17 protein-coding genes and 1 pseudogene are annotated in these 19,350 nt (G+C 74.1%); 6 read left to right on the top strand and 12 right to left on the bottom strand.

Annotation, left to right across the window (positions count from 1 at the left end; translation table 11 throughout):
* Positions 1-3 precede the first annotated feature (3 nt).
* The 7 genes from ACLBX8_RS14075 to thrC all read right to left on the bottom strand — a co-directional run bounded on the left by ACLBX8_RS14075 (position 4) and on the right by thrC (position 10,470).
* The gene (locus ACLBX8_RS14075; RefSeq protein ID WP_447715336.1) at positions 4-1,566 is read right to left on the bottom strand and encodes a methyl-accepting chemotaxis protein; all 1,563 of its coding nucleotides are present in this window, start codon (positions 1,564-1,566) and stop codon (positions 4-6) included.
* A gap of 345 nt (positions 1,567-1,911) precedes the next feature.
* Positions 1,912-2,976 carry an SGNH/GDSL hydrolase family protein gene (locus ACLBX8_RS14080; RefSeq protein ID WP_447715337.1) on the bottom strand — a complete coding sequence of 355 codons (1,065 nt, stop codon included), beginning with the start codon at positions 2,974-2,976 and terminating at the stop codon, positions 1,912-1,914.
* A gap of 88 nt (positions 2,977-3,064) precedes the next feature.
* Positions 3,065-4,024 carry a ferredoxin--NAD(+) reductase gene (locus tag ACLBX8_RS14085; protein ID WP_447715338.1) on the bottom strand — a complete coding sequence of 320 codons (960 nt, stop codon included), beginning with the start codon at positions 4,022-4,024 and terminating at the stop codon, positions 3,065-3,067.
* Positions 4,025-4,053: 29 nt separating this feature from the next.
* The gene (locus ACLBX8_RS14090; protein WP_447699609.1) at positions 4,054-4,434 is read right to left on the bottom strand and encodes a hypothetical protein; all 381 of its coding nucleotides are present in this window, start codon (positions 4,432-4,434) and stop codon (positions 4,054-4,056) included.
* A 122-nt stretch (positions 4,435-4,556) separates the two neighbouring features.
* Positions 4,557-7,487 (bottom strand): EAL domain-containing protein, encoded by a 2,931-nt coding sequence (locus tag ACLBX8_RS14095; protein ID WP_447699610.1) that lies wholly within the window; start codon positions 7,485-7,487, stop codon positions 4,557-4,559.
* Positions 7,488-7,673: 186 nt separating this feature from the next.
* Positions 7,674-8,969, bottom strand: a complete 1,296-nt coding sequence (locus tag ACLBX8_RS14100; RefSeq protein ID WP_447681801.1) for a M16 family metallopeptidase — start codon at positions 8,967-8,969, stop codon at positions 7,674-7,676.
* An 88-nt stretch (positions 8,970-9,057) separates the two neighbouring features.
* Positions 9,058-10,470 carry a threonine synthase gene (gene thrC / locus ACLBX8_RS14105; protein WP_020093347.1) on the bottom strand — a complete coding sequence of 471 codons (1,413 nt, stop codon included), beginning with the start codon at positions 10,468-10,470 and terminating at the stop codon, positions 9,058-9,060.
* A gap of 221 nt (positions 10,471-10,691) precedes the next feature.
* On the opposite strand from thrC, the gene ACLBX8_RS14110 reads away from it, so the two are divergent.
* Positions 10,692-11,024: a hypothetical protein gene (locus ACLBX8_RS14110; RefSeq protein WP_447715339.1), complete on the top strand. Its 333-nt coding sequence runs from the start codon at positions 10,692-10,694 to the stop codon at positions 11,022-11,024.
* A gap of 68 nt (positions 11,025-11,092) precedes the next feature.
* Here the strand turns inward: ACLBX8_RS14110 and ACLBX8_RS14115 are convergent, their stop codons facing one another.
* The gene (locus ACLBX8_RS14115) at positions 11,093-11,506 is read right to left on the bottom strand and encodes a DUF4864 domain-containing protein (protein WP_447715340.1); all 414 of its coding nucleotides are present in this window, start codon (positions 11,504-11,506) and stop codon (positions 11,093-11,095) included.
* Between the two features lie 460 nt (positions 11,507-11,966).
* On the opposite strand from ACLBX8_RS14115, the gene rutA reads away from it, so the two are divergent.
* The 4 genes from rutA to rutD all read left to right on the top strand — a co-directional run bounded on the left by rutA (position 11,967) and on the right by rutD (position 15,126).
* Positions 11,967-13,061, top strand: a complete 1,095-nt coding sequence (gene rutA / locus ACLBX8_RS14120; RefSeq protein WP_026604959.1) for a pyrimidine utilization protein A — start codon at positions 11,967-11,969, stop codon at positions 13,059-13,061.
* An 11-nt stretch (positions 13,062-13,072) separates the two neighbouring features.
* Positions 13,073-13,846, top strand: coding sequence for a pyrimidine utilization protein B (gene rutB, locus ACLBX8_RS14125; RefSeq protein WP_447699614.1), 774 nt, complete (start codon positions 13,073-13,075; stop codon positions 13,844-13,846).
* Between the two features lie 114 nt (positions 13,847-13,960).
* Entirely contained in the window at positions 13,961-14,347 is a 387-nt protein-coding gene (rutC, locus tag ACLBX8_RS14130) for a pyrimidine utilization protein C (protein ID WP_056523171.1), read from the top strand.
* Positions 14,347-15,126 (top strand): pyrimidine utilization protein D, encoded by a 780-nt coding sequence (gene rutD / locus ACLBX8_RS14135; RefSeq protein WP_447715341.1) that lies wholly within the window; start codon positions 14,347-14,349, stop codon positions 15,124-15,126. Before rutC ends, rutD begins: the two co-directional genes overlap by 1 nt.
* 7 nt (positions 15,127-15,133) lie before the next feature.
* Here rutD and ACLBX8_RS14140 read toward each other — a convergent pair whose 3' ends face one another.
* The 4 genes from ACLBX8_RS14140 to ACLBX8_RS14155 form a co-directional block, all read right to left on the bottom strand.
* Positions 15,134-16,060 carry a hypothetical protein gene (locus ACLBX8_RS14140; RefSeq protein ID WP_447699616.1) on the bottom strand — a complete coding sequence of 309 codons (927 nt, stop codon included), beginning with the start codon at positions 16,058-16,060 and terminating at the stop codon, positions 15,134-15,136.
* A 76-nt stretch (positions 16,061-16,136) separates the two neighbouring features.
* Complete coding sequence (locus tag ACLBX8_RS14145; protein WP_447715342.1) at positions 16,137-17,093, bottom strand: glycosyltransferase family 2 protein; 957 nt, start codon at positions 17,091-17,093, stop codon at positions 16,137-16,139.
* Positions 17,090-18,052, bottom strand: coding sequence for a rhamnosyltransferase (locus ACLBX8_RS14150; protein ID WP_447699618.1), 963 nt, complete (start codon positions 18,050-18,052; stop codon positions 17,090-17,092). The genes ACLBX8_RS14145 and ACLBX8_RS14150 overlap by 4 nt, the downstream gene beginning before the upstream one ends.
* Complete coding sequence (locus ACLBX8_RS14155) at positions 18,049-18,681, bottom strand: PadR family transcriptional regulator (protein ID WP_020093357.1); 633 nt, start codon at positions 18,679-18,681, stop codon at positions 18,049-18,051. The genes ACLBX8_RS14150 and ACLBX8_RS14155 overlap by 4 nt, the downstream gene beginning before the upstream one ends.
* Before the next feature lie 350 nt (positions 18,682-19,031).
* Between ACLBX8_RS14155 and ACLBX8_RS14160 the strand changes: the two are divergent.
* Positions 19,032-19,350, top strand: a pseudogene (locus ACLBX8_RS14160) (hypothetical protein); the annotation flags it as partial.

Raw genomic sequence — 19,350 nt, forward strand, 5'->3', positions numbered from 1 at the left:
CCCTCAGGCCGCGCGCACGTTGGCCAGGAACCGCCCGACCTCCGCCGAGAGCCCCTCGGACTGACGGGACAGGGCGGTGGCGGCCGTGAGCACGTGGTCGGCCGCGACCCCCGTCCGATCGGAGGCCTCGGCCACCCCGGCGATGGTGCCGGTGACCTCCGCGGCGCCCCGCGTCGCCTCGGCGACGGTGCGCACGATCTCCCGGGTCGCGGCGCCCTGCTCCTCCACGGCCGCGGCGATCGCGATCGCCACCCCGTTGATCTCGCGGATCCGGTCGATGATCGCGCCGATGGCGCCGACCGCGGATCCGGTCACGCCCTGGATCCGGCCGATCTGCGCGGCGATCCCGTCGGTCGCCCGCGCGGTCTTCTCGGCCAGGGCCTTCACCTCACCCGCCACGATCGCGAAGCCGCGGCCGGCCTCGCCGGCCCGCGCCGCCTCGATGGTGGCGTTGAGGGCCAGCAGGTTGGTCTGCTCGGCGATGGACGCGATCAGCCGCACCACCTCGCCGATCTCGGAGGCCGCCTGCCGCAGCTCGGCCACGAGCCCGGCGGTCTGGTCGGCCTCGCCGACCGCCTGCTGGGCGAGTTCGGACGAGCCGCCCGCCTGACGGCCGATCGCCTGGATGGCGCTGCCGAGCCGCTCGGTCGCGGCCGCCACCGCGCCGATGTTGACCGCCGCCGCCTCGGCCGCCAGCGCCACCGCGCCGGACTGGCTGGCCGTCTCCTGGGCGGTCACGGTCATCTGGTGGGCGGTGCCCTCGAGTTCGCCCGCGGCGGTCGAGACCCGATCCACGATCCTGGCCACCGCCGCCTCGAAGGTCCGGGCGAGGCCCATCGTGGCCTCCTTGCGGGCCGCGGCCGCGGCGGCGTCCGCGCGCCGCCGGCCCTCGGCTTCCGCCTCGGCGTTGCGGATGATCAAGCTCCGGATCGCCTCGACCGCCCGGCCCACCGCTCCGATCTCGTCGCCGCGCCGCGCCTCCGCGATCGTGGCCGCGCCGTCGCCCTGCGCCACGCGCCGCAGCGCGGCCACGAGGCGGTGGAGCGGCCGCGTGACACCGACCACGACGATGGCCGCGGAGAGTCCCAGGGCGACGAGCAGGCCCGCCACCGTGGCGCCGATCAGGACCGACCGGGCCTGCTCGGCCCCCTGCTGCGTGGCGATCTTCGCCTCGCCGAGGCGGGCCGCCGCCGCCGCCTCGTACGCCTGGGCCGCCCGGTCGAACTGCGCCCGGACCTCGCGGCTGGCAACCACGCCGACCTGGATCGCTGCCGGCCGGTCATTCCGGAGCGCGAGGTAGTTGGAGCGGTCGAGCAGGTCGAAATAGTCCCGGGCGACCGTGCCGATCTGGCGCTGCAGCGCCGCGATCTCCGCGCGCCGCGAGCCCTGTTCCAGCGTCTCGATGCCGTCGGCCACGGCCTTGACGGAGGCGTCGTAGCGCTTGCGGAAGAGGGGGATGTCGCCTTTCGGCTCGCCGATGATGAGGTTGCGGTTCATGAGCGCCGCATCGACGAATTTTTCGCGGACACGTGAGAAGATCTCGAGCCTCGCGAAATAGTAATCCACCAAAAATCTATTTCTCTCCTCGATCGCTCTGAGTTCTCTGAGCGAGTACGCGGCAGAGGCGGCGCACACGATCACCATGAACAAGAGCGGCGCGGACATTTTCACATGCAGGTTCGCATCGCGCAGGATCCGCATTCCGTTCGATCTCCGCCGGCGTCACCGGCACAGCTTATCACACGCCACGAACAGGAAGCCACGATCGATCACATCACTCTTCGCGCGCACGAGTACACGAACCGATACAGAGACTGAATTGATAATTACAGAGATCGATAGATCGAATGCCATAAAGGTGCGTTATTCAAACGCTCGTGCCTGCATGACTATGCCTGACCGGGGCCGGGGTCAGGCGCCTCGGACGAGCCCGAGCCGCAATCCGACGCGGCGCAGGCCGCGCCGCAGCCGGTGAAGCTGGCGCGCGGCGCGCGGGGCGAGGCCCAGTCTGCGCCGGCAGACGACGTGCGACACGCGCCCGACCCGCGGGCCCGGATCCGGCGCGCCCTTGCGCAGGGCGATGTCCGGGCGCTCCGCCGACTGCGCGATCGTCAGCGCGCGCGCCGCCGGGAGGGTCACGCTGCGGAACATCGCGCGCGTGTAGTAGGAGAACGCGTCGTAGGCGACGAGGGTCCGCGCGCGCCCGGTCGCCGGATCCTCGACCGTCAGCGTGCCCGCCCGCGGCCCGTAGGTCACGAGGAGCCCGATCACGTCGCGGGGGCGCCCCAGGGGAACGGCGACGCGCGTGCCCTCCGGGATCTCCAGGAAGTCCAGCGGGATGCCGTTGCGGCGCAGGGCGAACCCGCAGGTCAGGCCGGGGAGGGCGCGCAGCGGCAGGGCCTCGAACCGGCCCGGCAGGGTCCGGAACCGGTCGATATAGGCCCGCCCCGGCGGCGGCGCGCGCAGGAAGCTGTAGACCAGGGTGCCGTAGAGGTCGGCGCCCGCCGGCGTGACGTGGGTCGCGTCCTTCAGCAGGTAGGTGATGTCGCCCGCGCCCGCGGCCGCCACCGGGGCGGCGATGTCGAGATAGGGGATCCCGTAGAGGGCGCGATACTCCGCCAGCAGGCCGGCGACGGGCTCGGCCGCGTAGTCGACGCCGCCCTGGTGGAGGTTGAGGAAGGCGACGGGCAGGTCCCGCCGGGCGGTCGCCGCGAGGATGTCGTCGAGATAGGCCCGCATCGTCGCGCCGTCGAAGTAGCGGACGTTGCCGGTGAACAGCTCGAGGAGGACGCGGTCGCAGGGGAGCGCGTCGAGGATCTCGTCGATCAGGGCGGCAATGGAGGGCAGGGAATGGCCGCCCCAGCCGCTGCGGAGGAAGGTGACCAGGCGCCCCTCGGCCTCGGCCAGGGCGTTGGCCCGCTCGACGTAGCCCGGCAGCTCCGTGACGCTGTAGCCGAGGCAGAGGACGCGGATCATCGGGGCTCGGATCGGGCTCAGGATCGGCCCCGTGCGGCCGCTCCGGCGCCGGTAGCAGCCGGGCGCCGCCGCGTCGAGGCGACGCCGGTCAGTCGATCACGATCGGGTAGCAGCGGGCGCCCACTGCGGCAGCGAGCACCTGCACGGCGCCGACCGTCGAGTGGTCGCCCGCCACGTGGACCACGTCGGTGGCGCGCAGGCTCGGCAGGTGGGCGCTGAGCGGGCCGGAGCGCACGTCCGGCGGCCGCTGGCGGCCGCGATCGGCGCAGAGCACGATCCGGCCGACGCCGGTGCGGCGCAGCCAGTCCAGGCTCTCGCGCATGTAGAGGTCCAGGGCGTCGCGGGCGCCGACGGCCAGGGCCATCTCGCGGGCGGGCTCGACGTAGCGGGCCGCCCGGGCGATCGCCCAGATCGCGCCGAAGCCGGCGCCGGCCGCCACCAGCACGAGCCGGCCGCCCCCGGGGCGGTACTGCCCCCGGCCGACGGGGCCCTTGAGACGCACCGGCTGGTCGAGGCGGAGCCCGTCGAGGGGATCGCCCTCGGGGTCGCGGGCGACGTGGAACACCACGTCGTTGATCTCGGTCGTGCCGTCGAGCCGCAGGGTCGGGGACAGCGTCCGCGTCGGCAGACCCGCGAAGGTCACCAGTGCCTGGTGGCCGGGCTCGCCGGTCGGGCGCCGGGTCAGGGTCGCGACGATCTCGAGGATGCCGGGACTGAGTCGGCGGATCTCCGTGACCGTGCCCTTGCGGACGGCGACCGGCGGCGGCGGCGCCTCCTCCTGGCCCTGGATCGGGGCGCCGGGCAGGGCCGGGCGCAGGGCCTCGGCCCGGGCCCGCCGGGCCGGGTGCCGGCGGCCGGACGGCGCCGCGCTGCCCTGAGCGATCCCCTGAGCGATCCCCTGAGCGATCCCCTGGCCGGCGAGCAGGTTGCCGGACTGCGCCTGCAGCGGCGCGATCATGCCCTCGGCCAGCGCCGCCTCCAGCGGCGTGTCGCCGGTCGAGACGCGGACCGACCGACCGTTGACGACGAGCGAGCAGCGCGCCCCCATGGCTCTCCCCCGCATGCCCTGGTGACGGATCAGCGGGCGCGGATCAGGAGCGAGTCGACCAGGGCCGCCCAGCGCTCGCGGGTCGCGCGGACATCGTCGGTCGGGGCCGATTCGGTCAGGAGCTGACGCTGCGCCCGCAGCGACTCGACCTCCTGCCGCTGGGCCCGGAGCACCGCCTTCATCACCTGCAACTCGGTCTCGAGGCGGACGATCGTGTCGGCCTCGGCCAGCGCCTCCGCGTCGTCCGCGGCCTCGTCGGCATAGGCGTCGGCGAACGCGTCGACGCGGCGCGGGTCGCGGAGGGGCATCCGGGTCCGGACCTGCTGCTCCAGCCGGACCGGCCGGGCCATCAGGCGGCGCACAAGGTCCGAGCCGCCCGCCTGCTGGTAACGCCGTGCCGCCTCGGCCATCCGACCCATCCCCATCGCGGGCGCTGGAGGGCCCGCCTATCAACAGGAGCTTGATCGGACATGGTTAAGGCGAACTTAAACCGATCCGCGACTTTCGCCGGATCGGGTCCCGGGAGCAGCCCTCAGGCCGCTTCCGGGGCGGCCCCGACGATCTGGCGGGCCTGCAGCATGGTCATCGGCTCGCCGAAGGCCGGGCCGAGGGCGTACTCGCAGCCGAGACCGGCGAGCGCCTGGGCGTCGGCCTCGGACTCGCAGCCCTCCGCCACGATGGCGAGGTTCAGCTCGCTCGCCATGCGCACGATGGAGCGCAGGATCGCGGTCTGCCCGGTGCCGATCTGGCGCACGAAGGTCGCGTCGACCTTGATCGTGTCGAACGGGAAGCGCTGGAGATAGGAGAGGGCCGAGTAGCCGGTGCCGAAATCCGATAGGCACAGGCCGGCGCCGAGGTCGTGGATCCGCGCCAGCATCTGGGCGGCGTATTCCGGGTTCTCCATCACGAGGCTCTCGCTGAACTCCAGCTTGAGCGAGCCGGGCAGGGCCCCGGAGCGGGCCAGCACGGTCTTCACGTCGTGCAGGAGGTCGTGGCGCAGGAGCTGGCGCGAGGACAGGTTGCAGGCCGCGAAGATCGGCGGCTCGACCTCCAGGGAGCGCTGCCACGCCGCGAGTTCGAGAGCCGTGCGCTCCAGGGCGAAGATGCCGAGATTGACCACGAAGCCGCTCTCCTCGGCGAGCGGCAGAAAGGTCGAGGCGGGGATGCGCCCGAGCTTCGGGTGGTCCCAGCGCAGCACGGTCTCGAACCCCGCCACGGTGCGGTCCTCGAGCCGCACCACCGGCAGGAACAGCACCCGCATCTCGTTGCGCTCGATCGCCTTGCGCAGGTCGCTCTCCAGCATCAGCCGGTCCGAGCGGTCGGTGCGCATGTGGGCGCGGAACACCTCGATCCGGTCGCCGCCGTTGCGCTTGGCCTGGATCATGGCGATCTCGGCGCTCTTGAACACCTCGTCGCGCTTCAGGTTGGCGCCGGCCTCGTAGAGGGCGAGGCCGATCGAGACGGTCAGGAAGATCTCGCGGTCGGCGTAGGTGATCGGCGTGGCGATCGCCCGGCGGATCATCTCGGCGAAGGCCAGGATCCGGTCCGGGTCGCGCTCGGAGAGGAGGATCACCGCGAACTCGTCGCCGGCGACCCGGGCCAGCGTGTCCTGCGGGCGCAGCAGGCGGCCGAGGCGGCGCGACAGGGTCAGCAGGATCGAGTCGCCCGCCGACAGGCCGATCGCGTCGTTGATGCCCTTGAACCGGTCGACGTCGAGGACGATCACGGTGGGCTTGAGGCGCTGGTCCTGGCCGGCGAAGGCCAGAGCCGCGTCGAGGCGGTCGCCGAACAATTCGCGGTTCGGCAGGCCGGTGAGGCTGTCGTGCACGGCGTCGTGGAGCAGGCGCTCCTCGGCGGTCTTGATCTCGGTGACGTCCGCGATGGTGCCGACCACCCGGATCACCTCGCCGTCGGCGCCGATCACCGGCCGCGCCTTCAGCCGGTACCAGAAGAACGTGCCGGCCTCCGAGCGCAGGCGGAAATCGTGGACGATGCGGCCGCGCCGCTCCTCGATCACCGTGTCGAGGGCCGCCGAGTAGCGCTCCACGTCGAAGGGGTGGAGCGCGCCCAGCCAGTTGGTGGCCGGCCCCTCCAGGGTGCCGCGGGCGAGGCCGAGCTGGCCCTCGATCTCCGGGCCGACGAAGACCCGGTCGGCGGGCACGTCCCAGTCGAACACCACGTCGCCGGCGCCGGTCAGCGCCAGCGCCCGCCGCTCCGTGTCGGAGACCAGGGTGTGGCTGAGGCCGCCCCCCGCGAAGGCGTGCTGGAGCACCGTGAAGCCGATCAGCATCACGATCAGCACGAGGCCGCCGATCAGGGCCGGCTGCACGAGGTCGCTGCCGATCTGGCCGGTGACCGCGAAGCCCGCCGCCGTCACCCAGACGACGAGCAGGAGCCAGGTCGGCACCAGCAGGATCGCCCGGTCATAGCCGTTATGGGCTGCGAGGTAGACGATCAGCAGCAGGCCGATCCCGGCCACCGCGGCGATCGAGATCCGCGCCACACCCGCCGCCACCGGCGGGTCGAACACCGCGAGCCCGACGAGGCCCGCCAGGAAGGCGAGCCAGAAGAACGCCACGTGGCTGTAGCGCACGTGCCAGCGGGCGAGGTTGAGATAGGCGAACAGGAAGACCAGCAGCGTCGCCCCGAGCACCGCCTCCGCGGAGGCCCGGTAGACCCGCTCGGCGAGCTCGGTGACCGGGAACACCCGCTGCAGGAAGCCGAAATCGATGCAGGCATAGGCCAGCACCGACCACGCGAGCGCGGCGGCGGCCGGGAAGATGATCGCGCCCTTGACCACGAACACGATGGTCAGGAAAAGGGCCAGCAGGCCGCTGATCCCGATGATGATGCCCTTGTAGAGGGTCAGGCCGGCAGTCTTGCGGCGGTAGGCGTCCTGGTCCCAGAGGCGCAGCTGGGGGACGTTGGAGCCGCGCAGCTCGGCCACGTAAGTGACGGTGGCGCCGGGATCGAGCGTGATGGTGAACTGGTCGGCCTCCGGGTTCTCGTCCCGCTCGGGCCGGATGCCCTGGCTCGCCGTGATGGCGGCGATGCGCGAGCCGCCGAGATCGGGCCAGATCACCCCGGAATCGACCAGCCGGAAATGCGGGGCGACCAGGATGCGGTCGATCTGCTCGTCGGTGTCGTTGGTGAGCGCGAACACGATCCAGTCGGGCCGGGCGCCGGCGTCGCGCGCCTTCACGACGATGCGCCGGACGATGCCGTCCTTGCCGGGCGCCGTGGAGATCTGGATCAGGTCGCCGTCGGAGCGGTAGCGCTCGATCGCGGTGGTCAGGTCGATCACCGGCGCGTCGAGGGTGACGCGGACCGCCTCCACGGCCTGGGCGGGCGCGCTCGCGGCGAGCGTGAGCGCGAGGGCACCGACGAGACCGCCGACCAGGGTCAGGAGGAGGGCGAGGATGCGCAAGGGTGTCTTGACTTCCGGCCGTGCGAGCTTCGGCATCGGCCGCCCGGGCGGCCTCGATCGATAGGCGCGGACCTGACCTGGGGCAAGGTCGCCCCGGGGCCGGTCCACCGCCCGCGGATCGCGCCCCTTTGCGGCCAAATCAAGTTGGGCGGGGCGGGGGCCGGCCGTTGCGGGGGGTCTCCGCTCGCAAAGACGGTGGCGCGGCGACCGACCGAATCTGCCCTACGCTCCCCGGAGCGCGCCCGCGATCCTGTCGAGGGCGGGCAGCTTGCGGATCGGGCCGATCGCCGCCAGCGTCGGCGTGCCCCGCAGCATCGCGGCCGCCGCGGCGCGGACGTCCTCGACCGTGACGGCGTCGACCTTGTCGATCACCTCCCCGGCGGGAATCACCCGGCCCCAGGCCAGGATCTGGCGGGCGTTGCGCTCGATGCGCCCGCCCGGCGTCTCCAGGGCCGAGAGCAGCGAGACCTTCAGCTGCGCCTTGGCGCGGGCGATCTCGGTGGCGTCGAGGTCGCGGGCCGCCCGGGCGGTGGCCGCCAGGGTCACGTCGACGAGTTCGGGCAGGTCCGCCCCGGCGGTGCCGGCGCCGATTCCGAACAGGCCGCAATCGGAGAAGGGCCAGTGGAAGGCCTGGATCTCGTAGGCGAGGCCGCGGGTCTCGCGCACCTCCTGCCAGAGCCGCGAGGTCAGGCCGCCGCCCAGCACCTGCGCGAACATGTGGAGCGCGTAGTAGCGGTCGTCCCGGAAGGAGAGGCCCGGCAGGCCGATCACCACGTTGGCCTGCTCGAGCTTGCGCGGCATCCGCCGCTCGCCGCCGCCGTAGATTCCCGGCACCGAGGCGGGGGCGGTCTTGGCCGGCAGAGCGCCGAAATGGCGCTCGGCCGCCGCCACGATCGCCTCGTGGGTCACGGCCCCGGCGCCGGCCACGACGATGCGGTCCGGCGTGTATTCCCGGTCGAGATAGGCGCGGATCCCGGCCTCGTCGAAGCTCCGGATCGTCTCGGGCCGCCCGAGGATCGGCCGGCCGACCGGCTGGTCCGGGAAGGCCGCCTCCGTGAAGGCGTCGTAGACCACGTCGTCCGGCGTGTCCTCGACGGCGGCGTATTCCTGCAGGATGACGCCTTTCTCCCGGGCGAGCTCGCCCGCGTCGAACACCGAGTCGGTGAGGATGTCGCCGATCACGTCGAGGGCGAGGCCGGCATCCTCGCCGAGCACCCGGGCGGTGTAGCTGGTGCCCTCCGTGGAGGTGGCGGCGTTGATCTCGCCGCCGACATTCTCGATCTCTTCCGCGATCTTCTGCGCCGACCGGGTGCGGGTGCCCTTGAAGGCCATGTGCTCGATGAGGTGGGACAGGCCCGCCTCGTCGGCGCGCTCGTTGCGCGAGCCGGCGCCGACCCAGACGCCGAGGCTCGCGGTGGCGACCCCGGGCATCGGCTCGGTCACCACCGTGACGCCGTTCGGAAGCCGCGTGGTGCGCAGGGACGGCGAGGCGGCGTGGGTGGAGAAATGCTGGTTCATCGACGGCTCGTCGCGGAGGGGGCCGGATGCGGCGCGGGTCCCCGCTCCCGCACGGGAGAGGGGGCGCGTCGCGTGACGCGCGCCGGGCTCACGCACCCCTCGTGATGCGGGCGCGCTCGCGGATGAGCGCCTCCAGGGCGGCCTGGTCGTTGGCGACCCGGGTCAGGCGCTCGGGCCGGTCCATCAGGTCGGCGAGGTGCGGGGGCAGGGCGGGGCGCAGGCCGCCGGTCGCCCGGGCGACCGCGTCCGGGAACTTCGCGGGATGCGCGGTGGCGAGCGCCACCACGGGGGTCGCCGGGTCCCGCTCCAGGAGCCGCCGCCCGGCCCGGACGCCGATGGCGCTGTGGGGATCGAGCACCACGCCGGTGGCGGCCTGGGTCAGGGCGATCTCCGCCATGACGTCGGGCTCCGGCACCGCCACGGCGTCGAACTCCGCCCGCACCGTCGCCAGCACCTCGGGGTTCAGCGAGAACCCGCCGGACTGCTTCAGACCGGCCATCAGCCGCGACAGGGACGCGGCGTCGCGCCCCAGCGCCTCGAACAGCAGCCGCTCGAAGTTCGACGAGATCTGGATGTCCATGGAGGGCGAGGTGGTGGGGACCACACCGCGCAGCTCGTAGGCGCCGTGCTCCAGGGTCCGCACCAGGATGTCGTTGGCGTTGGTGCCGATCATCAGCCGCTCGACCGGCAGACCCATCTGCTTGGCGACCCAGCCGGCGAGCACGTCGCCGAAATTGCCGGTCGGCACCGCGAAGGAGACCGGGCGGTGGGGGGAGCCCAGCGCCACGGCGCTGGTGAAGTAGTAGACCGCCTGCGCCGCGACCCGGGCCCAGTTGATCGAGTTGACGCCGGACAGCCGCACCGCGTCGGCGAAATCGGCGTGCTGGAACAGGGCTTTGACGAGGTTCTGGCAATCGTCGAACGTGCCGTCGACGGCCAGCGCGTGGACGTTCTGCGCCGGCACCGAGGTCATCTGCCGCCGCTGCACCTCCGAGACCCGCCCGTGCGGGTAGAGGATGAACACGTCGACCCGGTCGAGGCCGCCGAAGGCCTCCACGGCGGCCGAGCCCGTGTCGCCCGAGGTCGCGCCCACGATGGTGGCGCGGGCGCCGCGCTCGGCCAGGACGTGGTCCATCAGCCGCCCGAGCAGCTGCATCGCCACGTCCTTGAAGGCGAGCGTCGGCCCGTGGAAGAGCTCCAGCAGGAACAGGTTGTCGTCGAGCTGGGTCAGCGGGCAGACCGCCGGGTGGCGGAACGTCGCGTAGGCCGCGTCGATCATCCGGTCGAGGTCCGGCCCGGCGACGTCGCCGTCGATCAGCGGGCGCAGCACCCTTTTGGCGGCCTCCGCGTAGGGCCGGCCCGCCAGGGCGGCGATCTCCGAACGGCCGATCTGCGGCCAGGTCTGCGGCACGTAGAGCCCGCCGTCGCGGGCGAGGCCCGCCAGGAGCGCGTCCGAGAACGAGAGCGGCGCGGCCGCGCCGCGAGTCGAGACGTGGAGCACGGGGTCCTCCGAGGGAAGGCGCCCCCTCTACACGATGCCGGCGGACCTGTCGAAAGCCGAGCGCCGCCGCTCTGGCTGCCGGGCGCGCACGGGACCGGGCCGGCGGTTTAACCGGGGCTGAACGGGCCGGTTCAGGGCCGGTTGCCCGGCCGCGTCCTAGAGCCGGACCGCCCCGCGGCCCCCGAGCCGCCGGGGCGGATCCCGTCTCGGAGAGAGCCGACATGACCCGAATCATCGCCCTCGCGGGCGTCGCGGCACTGCTGTCCGGCACCGTCGCCTTCGCGCAGGCCCCGCCGCCGCCCGGCGGCCCGAGGCCCGGCCCCGAGGCCGGCGCGCCACCCCCGCCCCCCGGCGACCCGCACCGCGGTCCCGGCCCGGACGGCCCCCCGCCGCCTCCGCCTCCGCCCCCACCTCCGCCGTCGCGGGCCGCCCACATCGTGCTGGAGCGCGGCGACGCGCGGGTCGACGTGAAGTGCGCCGACGACGACACGACCAAGGCCTGCGCCGACGTCACCCTGCAGATGCTCGAGAAGCTCGGGACGTTCCGGCCCTGAGCTCGGCCTCCGCGCCCGCCGTGCCGGCGGCGGGCGCCCCTCGGGGGCGCGCTCTCCTGCGCGCGTCCTCAGGCGCGCGTGCCGGGCGCCTTGATGAGGCGGCAGCCGGTGATGCGCCACTGCCCGTCCGCGTCGCGGGCGAGGCTGTACTCGGCCGTCCAGTCGTCGCCGTACTCGTCCTGGATCGCCACCGACTGGACCACGCCCGCCGCGTCCGTGTCCCGCGCCTCGCCGAACACGAAGCTGCGGTGGCGGTAGACCGGACGGTACTGGTTCCGGACCATGCCGATGAACAGGTCGGCATTCGGGAACAGCTCCCGGATCCCGGGCGCGGCCTGCTCGTAGGCGGTCTGCGCGTCGTCGCGGCCGAGCGCCTGCTCCTGCTTGGCGATGACCGCCCGGGCCGCCGCGCGCCCCGCCTCGTCGGCCGCCACCGGCCCCGCGAGGCCGAGGACGAGGAGCAGGGCGGGCCACGCGCGCATCGCTGTCACTCCGGCAAGGTCCGGCAAGGTCCGGCAAGGTCCGGCAAGGTCCGGCAAGGTCCGGCAAGGTCCGGCAGGGTCGGACCGAGATCCGTCATCGTCACGGGAAGATGGTCTTCGCCACGCCCACGACAATGTTTGTGACCCTGCCGACAGTGATCGCCGCACCGTCACCGCATCGTGACCGATCATCGCGCCGCGCGGAAGCGCGGACCGGCGGGAAGGCGCGGCCGGACGGGAAGCGCGCATGGGTTGGGCAGGCATCGCGCCCTGGTTGTGCAAGTCGCTGGAAAGATAGGCATTTTCGCGCCCGACGGGCGCCGCGGGTTTGACCCTCCGCGGCGGTTTTGCGAGCCTCCGCTTGTCGACTCGGTTCCGGCGGGGAACCGACCGGGCGGAGCGCGGGACGACGATGCAGAGCCACGCGGACGACAGCGCCGATGCCCGTCCGGCACCGGCGATGAGTGTCGGGGTGTTCATCCCCATCGGCAACAACGGCTGGCTGCTGTCGGAGAACGCCCCGCAGTACCGCCCGAGCTTCGCGCTCAACAAGGCGATCACCCTGAAGGCGGAGGGCTACGGGCTCGACTTCGCCCTGTCGATGATCAAGCTCCGCGGCTTCGGCGGCAAGACCGAGTTCTGGGACCACAACCTCGAATCCTTCACCCTGATGGCGGGGCTCGCCGCCGTCACCACCCGGATCCGGCTGTTCGCCACCGCGGCGACCCTGTGCCTGCCGCCCGCCATCGTGGCCCGCATGGCCGCGACCATCGACTCGATCTCCGACGGGCGCTTCGGCCTGAACCTCGTCACCGGCTGGCAGAAGCCGGAATACGACCAGATGGGCCTGTGGCCCGGGGATGAGTATTTTGCCAGGCGCTACGACTACCTGGCCGAGTACGCCCAGATCCTGCGCGACCTGTGGGAGACGGGCGCCAGCGACCGCAAGGGCACGTATTTCCAGATGAACGATTGCCGGCTGAGCCCCCGGCCGCAGGCGCCGGTGAAGATCATCTGCGCCGGTCAGAGCGGCGCCGGACTGGCCTTCACGGCCCAGTACGCCGACTACAATTTCTGTCTGGGCAAGGGGCTCAACACGCCGACCGCCTTCGCGCCCGTGGTGGAGACGCTCGCCGAGGCCAGCGCGCGGACCGGGCGGCGGGTGACCGCCTTCGCCCTGTTCATGATCATCGCCGACGAGACCGACGACGCCGCGATGGCGACCTGGGCGCACTACAAGGCGGGCGCGGATGCCGAGGCGATCGCGTGGCTCGGCGTCCAGGGCGCGGCCGACACCAAGTCCGGCAGCGACACCAACGTGCGCCAGCTCGCCGACCCGACCTCGGCGGTGAACCTCAACATGGGCACCCTGGTGGGCAGCTACGCCAGCGTGGCCGCGATGCTCGACGCCGTCATGACCATCGACGGCGTCGAGGGCGTGCTGCTCGTCTTCGACGATTTCCTCAAGGGCCTCGACGATTTCGGGACCCGGATCCAGCCCCTGATGCGGTCGCGCCGGCACGTGACGGCGGCGGCACTGCCCGAGGTCGCCTGATGGAGCGCCCGATGGACCAGCCAGCCGGATTCCGCGACGCCCAGGGCCGGCACGGCGGCGTCGTCCTGCCGGCCCGCCCGGAGCCGATCGCCCTCGATCCCGCGACCACGGTCCTCATCGTGGTGGACGTCCAGAACGCCTACGCGAGCCCGGGCGGCTACCTCGACCGGGCCGGCTTCGACGTCTCGGGCACCGGCCCGGTGATCGCCCGGATCGCCCGGGCTGTGGCGGCGGCGCGATCCGCCGGCATCCCGGTCCTGTGGTTCCAGAACGGCTGGGACCCGGCCTATGTCGAGGCCGGTGGCCCGGGCTCGCCGAACTGGCACAAATCCAACGCCCTCAAGACGATGCGGCGGAATCCTGAAGCGAACGCGCAGCTGCTCGCCAAGGGATCCTGGGACTACGCGCTGGTGGACGCCCTGAGGCCGGAGCCCGGCGACATCGTGATGGGCAAGCCGCGCTACAGCGGCTTCTACAACACGCCCCTCGACAGCACCCTGCGGTCCCGGGGCGTGACCACGCTGGTCTTCACCGGCATCGCCACCAACGTCTGCGTCGAGTCGACGCTGCGGGACGGGTTCCACCGGGAGTATTTCGGGATCGTGCTGGCCGACGCCACGCACCAGGCGGGGCCGGAGAGCCTGCAGCACGCGGCGCTCGCCAACATCGAGACCTTCTTCGGCTGGGTCTCGGACGTCGCCGCCTTCGAGGCCGCCCTCGGGGCGTCCTCACACGCCGGGATCGATACATATGGCGGTACATCCGGCGGCGATCTGGCCGGATAAGTGCATCGCGCGCCCGGCCGGTGACCGGCAGGGTGCGCGAAGACCGCCGCGACGCGGCCTCCCGCGCGGCCTGCCCGGCCCGGCCGACAGGTCGCGCGCGGGAGGCGCAGGGGAATGCCCAAGCAGGTCGTGATACCGCCGGGGACCGGCAAGCCGCTGGCCCCCTACGTGCCGGGCACCCTGGCCGACGGGATCCTGTACGTCTCGGGCACGCTGCCACTCGATGCGGAGGCCAACGTGGTCCATGTCGGCGACGCGGCGGCCCAGACCCGCCACGTGCTGGAGACCGTCCGGGGCGTGGTCGAGGCCGCGGGCGGCACCATGGACGACGTCACCTTCAACCACGTCTTCCTGGCGGACTGGGCCGACTACGCCGCGATCAACGCCGTCTACGCCGAGTATTTCCCGGGCGAGAAGCCCGCGCGCTACTGCATCCAGTGCGGCCTCGTGAAGCCCGAGGCCCGCGTGGAGATCGCCGCGATCGCCCATATCGGCCGCTGATGGGCCCGCTCCCCCACGCGGTGGCCGGCCCGGCGGGCGGGCGGCCGGTGCTGCTCTCGCCGGGCCTCGGCGGCGCGGCGAGCTACTTCGCGCCGCAGATGGCGGCCCTGACCGCGCGGTTCCGGGTCGTCACCTACGACCACCGCGGCACCGGGCGCTCGCCCGGCCGGCTCGCGCCGGACCACGACGTCCCCGCCATGGCGCGGGACGCGCTCGGGGTGCTGGACGCGGCCGGGATCGACCGGGCCGACGTGGTCGGCCACGCGCTCGGCGGCCTGATCGCCCTCCAGATGGCGCTGGACGCCCCCGGGCGGGTCGGGCGCCTCGTCGTGATCAACGGCTGGGACGCGATGGACCCGGCCACGCGCCGCTGCTTCGCGGCCCGCCGGGCGATCCTGGCCGGGGGCGGGCCGGAGGCCTACGTGCGGGCCCAGGCGATCTTCCTGTACCCGGCCCCCTGGCTCTCCGCGCAGGCCGAGCGGGTCGAAGCCGACGCGGCGCAGGCCCTGGCGCATTTCCCCGGCGCCGAGACCGTGCTGACCCGCATCGCCGCCCTGGAGCGCTTCACCATCGCGGACCATCTCGGGGCGATCGGCCACGAGACCCTGGTCATGGCCGCCCGGGACGACGTGCTGGTGCCCTACACCCGGTCCGAGCGGCTGGCGGCGGCGCTGCCCAAGGCCCGGCTCGCCCTCGCCCCGGAGGGCGGCCACGCCCACAGCGTCACCCGGCCCGAGGCCTTCAACCGGGCGCTCCTGGAGTTCCTGGACCGGGACTGAGCGCCCGCTACGCCCGCAGCGCGATCATCGGCAGCACCGCCGCGTCGAGGGCGGCGGCCAGCACCGGGAGCAGGGCCGGCCAGCGCAGGGCCGCCGCGGTGCCGATCCGCCCCCGGGCGAAGGCCAGGATCAGCATCGGCGCCAGCGGCAGCAGGTCCCGGGCCTGCAACCCGCCGAGGCCGCCCGCCGAGGCGAGGGCCTGCGGCAGCACCGCCAGCCAGAGGCCGAGGAGCGCGCAGCCCGAGAGCCACAGCCGCTCCGCGCGCGGGGGCAGGGGGCCGCGCCGCAGCGCGACGGGCGGCACCAGCAGCGCGGCGGCCCAGACCCCGGTGAGGAACCCGGGCAGCGGGACGGGCAGGGACACCAATCCGCCCCCCGCCGCGCCGGGGGGCGGAAGCCCGGGGCTCGCGGCCGGCAGGAGCGCCGGCAGGAGCGCCGGCAGCAGGGCGAGCGCGGCGAGCGGCAGCCGCTCCCGCCAGGCGCGGACGCGTCGCCCCGGGGGCGGGAACGGCACCAGCAGCATCCCCACGAGGGGCGCGCAGGCCGGCCGCGCCAGCACCACCAGGGCGATCGCCAGCGCCGCGCCGGCGCGGCGCGCCGATCCGTGCCGGCCCGTCATCGGCCGGGGGCTGAGCAGCGCGGCCGCGAGCGCCGCCAGCGCCAGGACGGGCCCGTCCGGTCCCGGGGCGGCCGCGAGCGAGGCCGGGAAGCACAGCAGCGCGAACAGCGCGGCCCGGCCCCGGGTCGCCAGGGCCAGGGCGGCGAGCCCCAGGCCCAGGAACGCCGCGATGCCGGCGAGCCGGCCGCAGACGGCGAGGGCGGACGGGGACTCGCCGGTGAGACCGATCCAGGCCAGCGCGAGGCAGGCCGGGAAGCCGAGGCCCAGGAAGGCAAGGGCCCAGAACCGGCCGCCCCCGGTGATCGGCAGGCTCACGGCCCCGTCCGGGTCGCGCGGGCGGCCGGCCCCTGCGCGGCGGGCGCGCGGACAGGGCGCGGCATCGCCGGCCCGCTCAAGCGGCGGGCCGCGCGCGCGCGGCCCGCAGGAGGTCCGGCACGAGCCCCGGCAGCGCCGCGGCCAGGAGGCCCGCCGCCCGCAGGACCTCCGCGGCCTCCCGGGGGGAGCGGCGGGCGAGGGCCAGGGCGAGCCGCAGGGGCACCTGCGCGCCGAAGCTCGCCGCCGCCAGGGCGAGGGCCGTCGCGGCGCCGTGGTGCTTGCCGGCGTAGAGGATCTGGCTGCGCAGGAAGTAGAACAGCCGCCGCGCCCGCACCTGCCGGGTCGTGCCCTGGCCGACATGGCGGGCGACCGCCCCGGCCACGTGCCGCACCGCGAAGCCCGCCGCCCGGGCCCGTTCGCAGAGGTCGGCATCCTCCCAGTAGACGAAGAAGCGCGGGTCGAACCCGCCGAGGCTCCGGAACAGGTCGCGGCGGATCATCAGGAAGGCGCCCATCACCTGGTCGACGGCGCGGTCCTCCGCGTGGTCCCACTCCAGCAGGAAGTGCGGCCGCACGAGGCCGAGGCGGTCGAGCGCCAGGGCGCGGCCGAGGAGGCCCAGCGCCGAGGGCGCCCGGGCGCAGGAGCGCGCGGTCCGCCCGTCCGGGTCGACGAGCCGCGCGCCCACGATCCCGGTCCGCGGGTCGGCCGCCAGGGCGGCCAGGGCCACGCCGAGCGCGTCGGGCGCGACCTGCGTGTCCGGGTTCAGGAACAGGATCGCGGGGGCGTCGCCGGCGGCGGCGCCCTGGTCGCAGGCCCGGCCGAAGCCGAGATTCGCGGTGTTCTGGATCAGCCGGAGCGGGCGGGGCAGGGCGGGCAGGGTCTCGGTGGAGCCGTCCGTCGAGGCGTTGTCCACCACGGTGACCTGCACGGCCGAGGCGTCCCGCGCGGCCGCGAGGCTCGCGAGGCAGGCGCGCAGCAGGCCGCCGCCGTTCCAGTTGACGATCACGACGTCGAGGGCAGGGCGGTCGGTCACGGCAGGTCCCGGGGCAGGTCCCGGGGCGGCCCGAGGCGCCCGAGGGCGCCGTCGCGCGCGGCCGCGAGGAGCCTGAGCAGCACGGCGGGCCGGAAGCCCGAATCCGCCCAGTACAGCCCGGCCTGGAGCGGCAGGTAGGCGGCCTGGGCGAGTTTCCAGCGCGGCGGCACGTGCGGCAGCCGCCACGCGTAGATCGCGTTGCGCAGGTAGGTCGCCATGCGGAACAGGGGCTGGCGCGGCATCGTGATCCCGAAGGCCCGGATCGTCCCGCCGCCGACGCGGTGCGGGATCGCGACGGCGTCGGCTCGGTAGCAGCCGTAGCCGAGGCTCCAGGCACGGAAGCACCATTCGAGCTCGACCCCGTCGATGAAGAAGTCGCCGCGGAACGGCCCGACCCGCGCGAAGGCGTCGAGGTCGAGGAGCGAGCCCGAGGTCGCCAGGAACTGCACCGGGGCGAGGCCGTCGCGTGCCGGCGCGCCGGGACGGGGCGGGTAGGCCGGCGCCTTGTGGCCCGGTGCCGGCGCGGGCACCGGGCCCACCACCGCCGCCGGGATCCCGGCCTCCCGCAGCCGGTCCCGCGCCGCCAGCAGCGCGGCGGCGAGATCCGCGGGCGGCTCGGCGTCCTGGTCGAGGAGGAGGAGGGTCCCGCCCCCCGCGGCGCGGGCGGCCGCCGCGATCCGGTTGAGCGCCTCGGCGATGCCGAGATTCGTGCCCGCCGACAGCAGGGTCACGCCGGCCCGGGCGAGCTGGTCGGCCGTCCCGGCCGGGAGGCCGCCATTGTCGAAGGCGATCACCGCGGCGTCGCCGGCCGAGGCCAGGGCCCGGACGCGCGCCACCTGGTCCGGCCGCGGCCGGAACAGGGTGATCCCGAGGACGAGGCTGCCGAGCCGCGTCCCGGTGACGGGTCCGGTGACGGGTCCGGTGACGGGTCCGGTGACGGGCGCGGGACGGCCCGTCACGCCCGCTCCACCGCGGCGGTCGCCGCCTCCAGGGCCGCCGTGATGGCGGCGGCCTGCTCGGCGCTGAGCGGACCGCGGGCGAGCCGCATCTGCAGGGCGAGCTTCAGCCCCTCCTTGGCGCGCACGACCGAGGGCGGGGGACCGTCGCCCCGGGCGGCCTCGGCCTCGGCCATCCGGGCGAGGATCGCCTCGAGGGTCGGGCGGTTGCCGTCCAGGAAGGCCTGCCCCTCGGGCGTGATCGCGTGCAGCCGCTTGGTGCCCTCCCCGGGGGTCACCGTGACGTGGCCGAGTTCCTCCAGGAGGGTCAGCGTCGGGTAGACGGTCCCGGGGCTCGGGCTGTAGGCGCCGCCGACCCGCTCCTCGATCGCCTTGATGATCTCGTAGCCGTGGCGCGGCTTCTCGGCGATCAGGTGGAGGATGACGAGGCGCAGGTCGCCGTGGGCGAAGAAGCGCGCGAGGTCGCCGCGGCCGCCGCGGCCGAACATCCGGCGGTCGCCGGGACCGCGACCCGGGTGGCCGTGGGGCCCGTGCCGTCCGCGGGGGTCGCCGCCCATCGGCCCGCGATGGGCGCGGACGCGGAAGGCGTCGAAGGGATCGGCGTGCAGGCCGTCCGAGACATAGGGATGCATGGAGACGACTCGATTTCGATATGACGAATTTTCAGATATATCGAAATACGGTCGGCAGCAAGGCCCTCCGCCGGTCCGCGGCATGACCCGCGGCATGACCCGCGGCATGGCCCGCGGCGCGGATGCCGGCGGCGCCCCGCGGTTTACGGATTCGGCCGGTTCCGCTAGTGCGACTTGTGTCCGACAGGACGATCGCTCCCGCGCCGCCTCGCGCCTCCGACGCTGCCCGCCAGCTGCCGCCCATGACCCGATCAGAGCCCCGCGCCTCGACGGCGCCCGCCCGGCGGGCGGCCGATGGATCCCGCGCCCCGTGACGGCCCGCGGCGAACGCCCCTCCGCAGAGTCCTGAGATGCGCCGCGACTCCGACGGGACCGGCCGGATCTCGGCCCTGACGCGGATGCGACGCCGCCTCGGCCGGCTGCGCGACCCGCTGGCCACGCCGGCGGCGCTGCACCGACGCTGGGCGGGCGCGGCGACCGGCGCGGATCTCGAGGCGCGCCTGATCGCCGCCCTGGCTCCGCACTTTGACACGGCGTTCTACGCGAGCTGGTACGGGATCGCGGCCGACCCGGTGCGCGACTACCTCGTCCACGGCTGGCGCGCGGGCCGCGACCCGCGCCCCGACTTCGACTCCGCCGCCTACCTCGCCGCCCATCCCCACCTCGCCC

The organism is Methylobacterium sp. D48H (assembly GCF_053345715.1).